This is a genomic window from Candidatus Rokuibacteriota bacterium (genome assembly GCA_016188005.1).
GTDB lineage: Bacteria > Methylomirabilota > Methylomirabilia > Rokubacteriales > CSP1-6 > UBA12499.
This window is the reverse complement of sequence record JACPIQ010000089.1, coordinates 1-11,240: the sequence shown is the minus strand read 5'-3', so window position 1 is coordinate 11,240 and position 11,240 is coordinate 1. Positions and strand designations below refer to the sequence as shown.

Sequence of the window (11,240 nt, the reverse complement as noted above, 5' to 3'; positions counted from 1 at the left end):
CCGGCTCATCGCCGGCTTCAATGGAGCCGCGGCGTCGACGCCGCGGAAACCCTGTCCTGATCCAGGGATGACGTTCACCGTCGTCGGGCTTCAATGGAGCCGCGGCGTCGACGCCGCGGAAACCGCCGGGGTTCATCCGGGGATACTCCATGAGCTGGGTGCGCTTCAATGGAGCCGCGGCGTCGACGCCGCGGAAACCTGCTCTGATGCCAAGGACGTCCTGACTCGCCTGGGGCCGCTTCAATGGAGCCGCGGCGTCGACGCCGCGGAAACCGGCCGCTATCATACCGCACGATCCATCAGGTACATACAGCAGGCAACGCGAGCGGTACGCATTCCGGCCGGCGCGACCCGCCAACAACAATGAAGCGAGCGAGCCTGGGCCACGCCGGATCCCCCCGACGGGACGGTACTTTAGCGGCTCCGCGAGCGCCTCAGCGGGATGTCGTGGCACAAGACCCCTCGCCGAGAGCGCGGCGGCAAGCCGTCTCGATTTCACAGGACAACCGGGCTGCGGTCCCGCACTGAGAGCGGCCGGCCGAGAGCCTCGATCTGCTGGATCGGCTGGGCCTGCGACGGCCCGAGGTCGATCAGAAGGACCTGATCGTCGTCCCGGTCGATCGCCTCCTCGAGGGCCGCGATCATCGTCACGCGCTGCGCCGGCGTGAGGTCGCAGGAGAACACCGACAACTGGAGATGCTCGCCGAATCCCCGCATGGTCCGGTAGACCTGGCGCCACCGCCTGGGGTCCGAGATGTCGTAGCTGACGAGGCACACCCGCCGCATCACTCACTCGCTCATCGGGTCGTGAACGATGGGTACTCAGAGATCTCGTCGCTCAAGTGTCGCGCCAGGAGGCGCGCCTGGACCTCCAGGACCCGCCGGTAGCTGATGCGGTACCCGAAGACGGGATGTGTGACCTCCTGGCTCATCCGGCGCTCGTAAGCCTCGATGAACTTGCGGCGACCGGCTGCGGTCAGCGAGACCGCGCCGGGGGCTCGCGCGAAGTGCTCCGACCGCAACTCCCCGTTGTTCACCACGGTGAGGACGAGGGAGTCCGCAATCAGCGGCCTGTACTCCTCCATGAGGTCGAGGGCGAGGGCCGGCCGCCCGTACCGGGGCTGGTGATAGAACCCGAGGTAGGGATCGAAGCCCACGGAGAAGAGCACCACGGTCCACTCCCTCGTCAGCATGGCGTAGGCGAGGGAGAGCAGCGCGTTGACCGGATCTCGTGGCGGGCGACGGTTGCGGGACTCTAGGTCGAACGTCGCCGCCTCGCTTTCGTCGGGATGGAGCATCTCGGCGAAGGCCGAGAAGTGGCGGCGGGCCGCCGTCCCTTCCACACCAAGGAGCACATCGAGTCGGTCGGCCTGGCCAGCTCGCCGGATGTCCCCCTTCAGGTCCGACAGCAGATCCTCGGCAGGGGAGGGGTGGTTGCGCCGGAGCAGCGTGCGGCAGTTGGCGATCTTCGCCTGGACGAACCGTCGAGCGAGCGCCAGGCACCGCGCGGGATCACCGGCCACCGCATATTGGCGCCGGCGAAGCTCCACGTTCTTGTGGGACATGCCATGCGTGATGCCGTAGAACCAGCCGCCGCTCGACAGGTAGCAGACGGGAATGCCCCGCTGGCAGAGCTCCTGGACGACCGGCGTCGTCACGTGGACGGCCCCGAAGAGGACCACCTGCGAGGTCTCGGCGAGCCGCGCCTCCCCGATCACCTTGTCGTCGTCGACGATCTGCAGCACTTCGCCATCTTTGCGGATCCGCGCGCCCGGGTGCTGCACGTGCAGCGGCAGCGCGTCGTCGCGGGCGGGAACCAGCGGGCGGGGCGGGGCCGCGGCGCCCTCGCCAACGGTGAGGTACCGGAGCTCGTCCGGGAGGCAAATGCCCACCAGCGAGCACCGGGGACACTTGGGGCTGTCCACGAGCGGTGGCGGAATCGGCCCGGCAGCGGCAACCGCGCGCATTCCGGCTGCCAGCTGCACGGTGCGCGCGACGAGTTCATCGTCGAAGACGACCCTGACGCGCTCACGGGAGCCCACAAAGAAGAGCACGCCCTCGTCGCACTCATAGCCGTGGTCCCTCAGCAGCAATCCCTGGGCGCAGAGCTGGACCAGTTCGGGCTCGTAGGCGCCTTGGGGGACGTGGGGACGCTTGCCTCGCTTGTAGTCCACTGGGGTGACGCGGCGCCCCTCGCCCTCGAGCAGGTCGATCTTGGTGCTCAGGCCAAGCGACTCTGCCCCTAGCCACACCGAACGCTCGTGGATCTTCGGGACTTCGTTGTCGTTGCCCTCGCCGCGTGGTCGAGCCCGCTGCTGGGTGCGATCGACGTTCCGGTGGTGGTACCGCCCCTCAACGGTGTCGTCGTTGTCGGCGAACTCGCCCTGCACCCACTCCAGGTACCCCAGGCGGGGACAGTACGCGAACTCGTTGAGCATGCGGACGGGCAGGAAGGGCGGCGTGGTGTCACCCCGGGCATCTCGGGCCTCAATGTTCTCGGGCAGCATCACCTCAGCTCGACGCCGTTGGCAGGCATGAACAGGCCGAGGCCGAAGTGGCGAGTATAACCGAGAGTGACCGGAGACTGGGCACGCGCCGTACTCTGGCCCAAAGGGGACCGATATTGCGTCCGGCGCCGGTCACCTGCTTCGCCCGATCGATGCCAGGCCCTAATCACCTCCAGCTCCTTCTTCAATCTTCGAGGGCGGCGAACACGCCGAGGCCCGAGTGCCGTCCCGCACCCACGATCACGGGCCCCGGCACTCGCTCGGAGAAGCGCACGATGACATGAACCCGCGGCCAGTGGCGGAGATGCTCGGCGACGACGTACTCGCGTGACATGGCTGCGCCCGCGAAGACTGGCTCGGCCTGGACGCTCACTTCGGCGACGGGCGTCGGGTAGCCCGCCTGCCCGAGCGCCTTCAACACCAGCCCGGCAGCCTTGCGCGAACGTCGGTCGTCGAGCCCCGGCAGAAGCACCGGCGTCACGCTCCCCCACGTCGTCGCCGCCGCGACGTACCGGCGGATGATCTCCATGGCGTCCTTGCCGCGTCCCGGGGGGCGCAGCAGTGCCCTCACCGCGCCGCGCTCGTCGATAAGTTCTCCGTTTGCGAGCGCGCGCACCACGGTCGGCGCGCACGGATCCGTGTCGCCGAGCGGCTCGACGATCAGGACTCGACGGATGCGGCCGTCGACGTGGGGGTGCCCTATGGACGGAAGCGGGACGTACGAGAACCTCCGGGCCCTTGTGGAGTCGTCCTCGCCGTGACCGCACACGAACGAGTTGGTGAACGGCTCGTCGAGCCGTAGTGTTTGCGCCGCGCGGTGAGCAGCGTGCCGCAACCACGCGGCGACGTGGAGACATCGCTTGGCGTCGAACGACGCCATGGCACCCTCCGCAGTCGCGAGAACGAAGGCGTGCGCACGCCTGGCTTCGCCGGCGGCCCGCCGCCCGTAGTCCACCCGCCGGACCACGGCAGGCGGCGTTGGTGGACTGATGCGCTTTCCGCTCACGCGCTCCAAAAACGCCCTGTGCCGCTCGACGAGTTCGTCGAAGGAGCCGCGCATCGGCGCTCGCGCCGAGTCCCCCCGCGGATCGGGGATCCAGACGTCACCCGGTAGAGCGTCCTTCTCGGTCTGAGTGAGGATCCGCCCTAGCCCGACGACGAGATCGATGCCGAGTCCGAGATGGTGCAGGTGCCGCGCCTCCGCGCATAGCACCTCCGCATGCGCGCGCGATGCGCCAGAGCCATCGAGCCGCCAGCAGAAGCACACCGTCGCGTCGCCATCGAGACGATGCGGACGTAGCGTCTTGAGGGCGCGCAGCTCGCTCGGTTTCTTTTCTTCCTTGCCGCGTGCCCACTCCCGCGCGATCACGTCCATGTCGTTGTTGGGTACCGACAGAGTGAACGGGCTTGATGGAGTGGCACACGCCGCGACGATTTCCGGCGGGTCGATCTCCTCGAGCCATCGGAACGCCTGCGCCTTCGCCTCCGACCATTCCAAGGTACGGGTCCCGAGGTGGGCCGCAGCCAGCAGCGCGGAGAACAGTCGATGGGGCGCTGGGGGCCACTCGGCCTCTTCGCCGCCCCGCCGACGGCCGTGGTATCGCGCGGCCAGCAGGGTGACCTCGATGCAGAGCCAGGTGCTCATCACGCGGGATTGCTGCCGCGGTTCTTCTCCGGCTTTGCACCGCCTCGTGAGCCACGCTTGCGCCCACCACCCTTCTTCTTCTCACCGCTCTTCTCGTCTGCGATGGCGGCGTTCGCGCCCTTCCGATCGAAGTCGACGCTCTTCGCGTCACCGACCCCGAACTTCGCGGCCGCGTCTTGGGCGAACTTCAGCGCCGCGCCGTGGTCGGGCGCCACCGTCTCACGCTTGCCGGTATGCGCGACCGTCTCCCATTCCCAGGAGGGCTTGCCGCCCTCGCGATCGGCGTCGCGAACGAGTAGACAGCCTTGCCGGAGTGCGAAAGGGCGCTCGTAAGTCATCGCGACCAGCGCGAGGCCCAGGATGTAGCGCCGGACGGGCGCACCGGCTTCTCCCGCAGGCCCGAGAGCGCGCAGGGCCACGAGGCTCAGAACCACCTCTCGGCGGATCTCCTTGCGTGCGATCACGCCGCCCAACGCGCCCGTGGCCGGAGCGTGCCGGAACCCGAGGCTCGATGCCGCATCGAGGGCTTGCTTGTCGTCCCCATCGATGAGTCCGGCCGCAATGTAGTCGACGGGCGGGTTGTACTGAGCAGACCTCGTCAGCAGCTCCGCGCCGTAGGCACGAATCGTCGACGCGAGCAGGCGCGGGATCTTCGTCTCGGTGTCGCGCGAATCCCACGCGCCGAAGACGAGAGACGTCGGCGCAAGCTTTGCGAGCTTCCTTGCGTCTCCCTTGTCGCGAAGCTCAAGAAAGGCGGCCCGAAGGTCGGCACCGAGCGGCGAGTACCGCACGATCGCGTCGGCGGCACGGTGCCCGGCATCCAAAAGCGACACCGCCTTGTCGCCCGCCTTGATCACGATCTGCGGAACCAGCTTCACGTACGCCTCATCCTTGAACAACGGCTCCATGCGGTTGGCCTGTGCCCCAACGCTGTCGATCAGCACGCTCTTCGTTCCGTCTCCAAGTGTGTCGACGTTGTAGTTCGACTGGCCTCTTGTGTCCGCCGCGAAGGTCGGGGGGAAGAGGATCGAGTCCCGCCCCCCCACGGGGACGAGCCACTCGCGGCAGACCACGGCAGCCGGCCCGTCGTCTTTCAGCCATCTCTCGGCCAGTTCACCCCAGCCCATCCTTGTCTCCGTCATGATTCCCTCTCCTCCATCTCCTCGGCGTAGCCGAAGGACTTGTACTTTCCGCGGTTGTTCACCGCGAAGCGGTAGCGGCGTCCAGGCAATGCGAATGCCGCTGCCGCGCGAGCGGCGACCACCGGAAGTGGTTCGGACCAGACCGCGAAGGCGAGGTCGCGACGGCCGGTTCGCGCAGGGCGGAACCTCTGAAGGCCGACGGCGCCGAGGACCTCGGTGACCGGCGCGGTGTCGACGTCGAAGCTCTGCTCGTTCGGCGAGAAACCGACATCAAGTGCGTCCCAGGCCGGGCCGGGGTCGACTCCGAGGCGTCCGGACATCGGTGTGCGGCGTCGAAACAAATCACGGCCCGGTGGGGCGTCGGGCCCCAGTACCCGAGGCAAGGCCTCTTCCAAGCCAGGAAAGATGTTCTTGGCCGCGCCTTGGTTCCCCGACCAGAGTTTGAGCGTCGGGTCGGAAGTTGCCGCGCCAGAGGGCGTCAACCACCAATCGAGCCGCAGCTTGACCGGCTCGAACCAGACCGGAGCGATGTTCGCTTCGAACCGTGGCGCGTCGGGACACGGCTGAACGAGAGGCTTGGTCGTGACGAGTCGATCCGCCAGCGCCCGCAGTGGTTCGTCGACGCCGGGGACGATGACGCAGAACTCCGCAGCCTCGAACCATCCCTGAACCTCGGCGTCCGGCCACAGTCGCGACGCCATCTCGAGCACGCCGCAGCACGCGAAGAACTGGCCCGGGTTCCGGACGTCAACGTCGAGAACGATCCCGGGTGCGGGCCGACTCATTGAGGGAGTTCCTTAACTGCTGGCCCGCGCAGGGTCGCGACGACGTCCGAGCACTTCATGAGCGCCTCTAGCCATGCGAGGCCCCAATGTCCGAACCGCCGCTGGAGGCGCGCGTAACGGCGACTCGCCTCGGCGACGGCGGCGTGATTCTGTTCGTCGGTCGCGGTCGGATCCCATGCGGCGTCTGGGAAGTGGGGGCGCGATCGGGCGTGGTGCGAGGCGATGAGGTGGAGCACGAGATCCCGCTCCGGCATCGCGGCGATCTCGGCATCACGCATCGCGTCGAGCAGGGACCCGAGTTCGTGTCGATATCCGGAGCAGATGCCGTAGTCGAAACGGCCGTGACTCGTCTTCGCGAGCCCCTTGCCGGCCTCGTAGTTTCCGATGGCTCGTTGCCATACGGTCCGGTTCTTACCAACGTCGTGCCATCGAGCGGCGGCGACGAGCGCGCCAGCGACAGCCTCGTGAAGGCCCGCATGCCGCGCGATGCGGCGTGCCGCTTCGCCCGTTGCATCGAGATGCTCGGGCAGCGATTGCTCTTCGGGGGCAGCGGCCGAGGACTCGAAAGCGGTGTCCGCCTGGCGTGGCATGCCGAACGACACCAGTGCAGCCGCTGGACCATCCTCGTCTTCAGCGAGCACGAGGCGCATCTTCTCCACGCTCGGCTCGTTCGCCTGGCGCAGCTTTGTGCCGAGCTGCTGGATTGCCGCCGCGAGCGTGCTCGCGGTGATTGTGGACTGCGCGGGACCACCCACGTCGCCGAGGACGCGCGTGATCCAGTCGCCCTCCTCGTTCCGCTCGAGGCGCACCCGAAGGCGGGCGCGGGCCGGATCGGAGCGGACATCGGCGACGTCCGCGACGGACGTATTCGCGAGCGACTCCGCAAGCATCCCTGCATCATCGAGGCCACCGGCGGCCGGAGGGAGCAGGACCGTTGCGTCTCCGATGCGTCGGGAGACATCTTTCGCGTCCACCGCATCCACGTCGAGGCCTGCCAGCACGAACGGAGCCCCGAAGCTCGGGACCACGAGCGGATCGAAGCGCCCGCCGAGCCGCGTCTGACGTTTGGCGAGCGCGATGAGAACCTTGGCGACTCGCGCCGGCGAGTCGGTCAGGGTCTCGCGCGCGAGGAGTCGATGCGCGTCGAGCCACTCCATAACGTCATCGGCTGCCGAACGCGCCAGCGCGCCCAGGTCCGTGACCTCGTCCCGCCACGCGACGACCGTCTCCGGCGGATCGCTTTCGACGCCGTGAAGGAACGGGTGGACGGCCGGCCGACCCGGGAGGGCGTCGCGGATCGACGTCAGCGCCCACGCATCCAGGAGAACGTCTGTGCATGGCAGCTCAGGCGGTGGCGGTGCGAACGCGCTCCGCGCGGCTGGGTCGTCGAGCAGCCCGCGCAGGGCGCCAGGACTCGCGTCGTGCCCGGTGCCGCGCTGCGGCAGGTGCCGCAGAATGGCGACCGTCTTCTCGCGGGCGACCTCGAACGGCGGCTTGGTTTCCCCCTCGTCGTCGGACTTCGTCCTGTTCTTCGAGCGCCACGCCTCGAACACGGCGTCGACCTGTGCGAAGAACTGCTCGCTGTCCCGTCCCAGTCGATTCACGCGGCCGAGGCGCTGGATCATCGAGTCAAGCGTCGTCACATCGCAGACTAGATGGTCTGCGTCCAGGTTCGCGCCGACCTCGCCTGCCGACGTCGCCACGACGTACACGGTCTCAGCGACTGGCGGGCGTTTGTCGTAGGCGCGGAGATGCCTGTACGCGGCGCTGCCACTGTCGAGCGCGTCCCGCTCGTGGCCGCGCAAAGTTCCGGTGAGCAGTGCGAGGCGCTCTGCCCCGACGTCGTGGCGGAGTGCAGCAGCGACCTTTTGTGCGGACTCTGGCCGCCGGACGTAGACGAGCACGCGCACCTTCGCGTCCCGGTGCCGCAACGCGAGCTCCGCGAGTCTCGACGAGAGATCATCGGTCTCCGGGAGATCGTGAATGAGCAGCGACTTGGCGGCCCCGATCCGGCGCGCGGCCAAACGCTCCGCCCGTTCGGCCTCCGTGAGTGAGAACACGTCGGTGCCGTCTCCGGTGTGTTGCGTAGCGGAGAGCTCGAGCACGCGGAGCGCACGCGTGGCGTCAGCCGCGTCGCGCTGTACGCGCGCGACCTCCTTTCCGAGTGCACCGAACGCAGGCGACAGGTGTGCCTCGTCGTGCACGAGGAGCGCGTCTTGGCCCATGAGCCCAGCGTCGAACGCGCGCATCTTCCAGCCCGATCGATAACCGGAGAACAGGAGGCGACTTCCGATCAAGTCCACCGTCCCGACGATGATCGTCGCACGGCATGGGTCGGCCTGCCACGCGCGGTTGTCCGCGAGTTCACCGCGCAGCGTACTGACGGCGAGCGGTGACGCGGAATCGTGAGGATCCACACAGAGCCGGAGGAGCGCGTCCCGCGCCTCACGCAACGCATCGCCGGTGCCGTCACGCAGCGCCCGCTGATAGCTCGCCGCTTCCTCGCTCGCTTGGTCGACGACCGTGCGGCGGTTGACGACGTAGACGAGCCGTCGTGGAACAGAGGGGACGTCCCACGTCGCCTGTCTCGCGAGCGCGAGCAGCCAGATCGCGATCACCGACGTCTTGCCGAGCCCCGTGGGAACGTCGCAGACTGACGGAACCGAGCCGGTGATGAAGCGTTCAAAGAGGCGACACTGCCACAGCATCGGCGTGTGGCTCGTCAGTGCGCAGAACGCCTCTGTGAACTCCTTCATCGCTTCCCAACCGGGGCGCCGCGCTCCTGGCCGACCTCACGGTGCCAGTCGTGCAGCGGACTACCGCCCATTCGCTTGGACACGTCCGCGAACTTCGCCCGCGATTGCATGGTCACCCTGCGTAGCCCCGACGGGCCTCGCACGACTCGGTCGTCGGACTATCTATAGCCTGCAACGTATCCGCCGTCTGTGACAGATCAGGTCGCTCCGCTTGGCGATCTTCCGGCCTCCCTCTGACGCGTTCCTACCGGGGCAGCTGCCCGCATCGTCATCGCCGTGCCTCGCGTCCCGCCATCGCGCACCGGGAAGAGATCACGGCCCCGGATGGTTGGCGCGGCCGGCCAATGGCCCAAGTGTCACCCACAGTACACACTTGCCGTGACATCCGGGGTCACGCGAGAATGGCTCCGGAACGTACATCGCTGTACACGGGGGAGCCGTGCCCGACCAGGCCGGAAGCCGCCAGGCGGGGCGGCTGTCCCCGGGAGGGGGACGATGACACGCGTATCGATCACCGAGGCGCGCCGGCGGCTGCCGCAGCTCGTGCGCCAGGTCAAGCAAGACCGCGGGAGCGTGGTGCAGATCACGGTGCGGGACGAGGTCGTGGCCGAGCTCCGGGCCGCCCTGCCCGAGCCCGAACCGGGCGCGGCGGCCCGGGCCCTGCTCGAGCTGATGCGAAAGCTGCCCAAGCATCGGGGGCCGCGCCGGAACATCTCCGGCCACGTCAAGGAGCACCTGTACGGCGGCAAGGCCTGAGGCGGTCGTGCCGCTGCCACCGCGCGTCTTCTGCGACACCTCGTTCTTCCATGCCTGCCTCGACCCCCGCGACACGCATCACCCGCAGGCCCACCCCCTCGTCACCGGGGCGATGGCGGCCCGCGTCGCGTTGTGGACGACGTGGGACGTCGTCAGCGAGACGGTGACGCTGCTTCGGTACCGCGTCGGCCACGCGTCCGCGCTGACCTTTGTCAACGACCTGTACCCTCGGCTTCGTCTCGTCGAGTACGGGGCTGAAGTACGCGCCCAGGCCCTCGACGTCTTCCGGAGATACGGTCGCGAACGGCGCCTCTCGCTCTGCGACGCGATCTCGTTCGTCGTGGTCACGACCTTGCTCGAGCGCATGCCCTGCTTCGCGTTCGACGAGGACTTCCGCCGGCTGGGACTGACGGTCATCGCGACCCCTCAGTGACGCGAGAGGGCCAGCGCCTCCTCCCGCACCTTGTCCCTCAGCGCGGCCGGGCGGACCACTTTCACGCCCCGGCCGAAGCTCAGGATCCACCCGACCAGCTCCCTGGTGTCGGCGGCGCGGAGCATCATCCGGAGCTTGCCGTCCCGGAGTGGCGCCAGCTCCTGGCTCGGGTGCCAGACGCGGTCCCGCGCCCAGGCGGCAGTGGGCCGGTCGAACAGCAGCTCGACGGTGATCTGCCGGCCCCGCATCACCACGAGCGCGTCCTGCACGTACGCCTCGACGTCGAACCCGAGGGGGAGCTGGTACGGGTGGTCCGTGATCGTGAGGGAGCGAATCCGTTCGACCGCGAACATGCGGACGTCCCGCCGGCGATGGCAGTGGCCGATCAGGTAGAGCCCGCCCGCCGCGTACCAGAGATGGTAGGGGTCGACCTCGCGGCGACCGGTCTTGCCACTGGACGCAGACAGGTACCACATCTGGACGGTCCGCCGGTCGGCGATCGCGCGGCTCGCGCGCTCGATCACCTCGCGGTGCGCGCGGTAGGTCTTGTGCGGGCCGAATCGGACCGAGAGGAACTCGCGCATGTGGCGGACGAAGTCGAGGCCAGCCGGCGGCAGCGCCGCCGACGCTTTCGTCAACGCGGAGTCGAGCGCGGCGTGGATGTGGGTACCCTGGAGCGGACGGAGCAGGTCGCGGCTGAACACCAGCGCCATGAGCTCCGAGGGAGCGAACCCGAGCGCCGGCAGTCGCCGGAAGCCGTCGAGCAGCTTCCACCGGGTCTGGCCGCTGGCGCGCTCGGTCACCAGCGGGAAGCCGGCGCCCTCCAGCGCCGCCAGATCCCGGCGCACCGTGCGGAGGTGCCTGGGGAAGTCGTCAGGCAGTCCCTCGGCGAGCGCCTGCAGCGTCAGCCCGGTCGAGCCTTCCAGGCGTCGCAGGAGGTGCCACTGGCGGGTGACCTGGTCGTTGCGGGCCACGGGGGGATGTTGCCACGAACAGGCACTCATAGGCGAGGGGGATCAGGCCGCGCCCAGGGCCCCACGTTCGGGGGATCGAGTCGCCCAGATCAGGGGTGGGAGCGGCGGAGAGCCGGTCGTCCTTCACAGGGGGACGGCTTCTCGAAGCACCCGGTCGCGAATGTACCAGTGGAGCGCGCCCTCGGTGAGCACGTCGACCCGGCGCCCCAAGCACTCCTCGAGGTCGGCGACCAGCCCGGCGG

At 68.6% G+C, this 11,240-nt stretch carries 10 protein-coding genes; 3 read left to right on the top strand and 7 right to left on the bottom strand.

What is annotated here, in order from left to right; genetic code table 11:
- Window positions 1-67: 67 nt before the first annotated feature.
- On the top strand, window positions 68-367 hold the full coding sequence (locus tag HYV93_18030; GenBank protein ID MBI2527870.1) for a hypothetical protein: 300 nt from the start codon (window positions 68-70) through the stop codon (window positions 365-367).
- Between the two features lie 128 nt (window positions 368-495).
- Here HYV93_18030 and cas2 read toward each other — a convergent pair whose 3' ends face one another.
- From cas2 to cas3u, 6 genes are all read right to left on the bottom strand, one after another.
- Window positions 496-786, bottom strand: a complete 291-nt coding sequence (gene cas2 / locus HYV93_18025) for a CRISPR-associated endonuclease Cas2 (protein ID MBI2527869.1) — start codon at window positions 784-786, stop codon at window positions 496-498.
- A gap of 11 nt (window positions 787-797) precedes the next feature.
- Entirely contained in the window at window positions 798-2,438 is a 1,641-nt protein-coding gene (gene cas1, locus HYV93_18020) for a CRISPR-associated endonuclease Cas1 (protein MBI2527868.1), read from the bottom strand.
- A 253-nt stretch (window positions 2,439-2,691) separates the two neighbouring features.
- On the bottom strand, window positions 2,692-4,152 hold the full coding sequence (gene cas5u6u, locus HYV93_18015; GenBank protein MBI2527867.1) for a type I-U CRISPR-associated protein Cas5/Cas6: 1,461 nt from the start codon (window positions 4,150-4,152) through the stop codon (window positions 2,692-2,694).
- Window positions 4,152-5,294 carry a type I-U CRISPR-associated protein Cas7 gene (gene cas7u, locus HYV93_18010; GenBank protein ID MBI2527866.1) on the bottom strand — a complete coding sequence of 381 codons (1,143 nt, stop codon included), beginning with the start codon at window positions 5,292-5,294 and terminating at the stop codon, window positions 4,152-4,154. The genes cas5u6u and cas7u overlap by 1 nt, the downstream gene beginning before the upstream one ends.
- Window positions 5,291-6,079, bottom strand: a complete 789-nt coding sequence (locus tag HYV93_18005; GenBank protein ID MBI2527865.1) for a hypothetical protein — start codon at window positions 6,077-6,079, stop codon at window positions 5,291-5,293. Before HYV93_18005 ends, cas7u begins: the two co-directional genes overlap by 4 nt.
- The gene (gene cas3u / locus HYV93_18000) at window positions 6,076-8,835 is read right to left on the bottom strand and encodes a type I-U CRISPR-associated helicase/endonuclease Cas3 (GenBank protein MBI2527864.1); all 2,760 of its coding nucleotides are present in this window, start codon (window positions 8,833-8,835) and stop codon (window positions 6,076-6,078) included. The genes HYV93_18005 and cas3u overlap by 4 nt, the downstream gene beginning before the upstream one ends.
- A 495-nt stretch (window positions 8,836-9,330) precedes the next feature.
- Here cas3u and HYV93_17995 point away from each other — a divergent pair, with 495 nt between their 5' ends.
- Both HYV93_17995 and HYV93_17990 read left to right on the top strand, forming a co-directional pair.
- Window positions 9,331-9,591 (top strand): hypothetical protein, encoded by a 261-nt coding sequence (locus HYV93_17995; protein MBI2527863.1) that lies wholly within the window; start codon window positions 9,331-9,333, stop codon window positions 9,589-9,591.
- A gap of 7 nt (window positions 9,592-9,598) precedes the next feature.
- Entirely contained in the window at window positions 9,599-10,024 is a 426-nt protein-coding gene (locus HYV93_17990; GenBank protein MBI2527862.1) for a PIN domain-containing protein, read from the top strand.
- On the opposite strand, the gene HYV93_17985 is transcribed toward HYV93_17990, so the two are convergent.
- Window positions 10,018-10,998: a WYL domain-containing protein gene (locus tag HYV93_17985; GenBank protein MBI2527861.1), complete on the bottom strand. Its 981-nt coding sequence runs from the start codon at window positions 10,996-10,998 to the stop codon at window positions 10,018-10,020. The genes HYV93_17990 and HYV93_17985 overlap by 7 nt on opposite strands.
- Window positions 10,999-11,240 lie beyond the last annotated feature (242 nt).

Coding starts and splice junctions, on each gene's coding strand:
- HYV93_18030 (MBI2527870.1), top strand. CDS start 68: ATGACGTTCACCGTCGTCGGGCTTCAATGGAGCCGCGGCGTCGACGCC.
- cas2 (MBI2527869.1), bottom strand. CDS start 786: ATGCGGCGGGTGTGCCTCGTCAGCTACGACATCTCGGACCCCAGGCGG.
- cas1 (MBI2527868.1), bottom strand. CDS start 2,438: ATGCTCAACGAGTTCGCGTACTGTCCCCGCCTGGGGTACCTGGAGTGG.
- cas5u6u (MBI2527867.1), bottom strand. CDS start 4,152: ATGAGCACCTGGCTCTGCATCGAGGTCACCCTGCTGGCCGCGCGATAC.
- cas7u (MBI2527866.1), bottom strand. CDS start 5,294: ATGACGGAGACAAGGATGGGCTGGGGTGAACTGGCCGAGAGATGGCTG.
- HYV93_18005 (MBI2527865.1), bottom strand. CDS start 6,079: ATGAGTCGGCCCGCACCCGGGATCGTTCTCGACGTTGACGTCCGGAAC.
- cas3u (MBI2527864.1), bottom strand. CDS start 8,835: ATGAAGGAGTTCACAGAGGCGTTCTGCGCACTGACGAGCCACACGCCG.
- HYV93_17995 (MBI2527863.1), top strand. CDS start 9,331: ATGACACGCGTATCGATCACCGAGGCGCGCCGGCGGCTGCCGCAGCTC.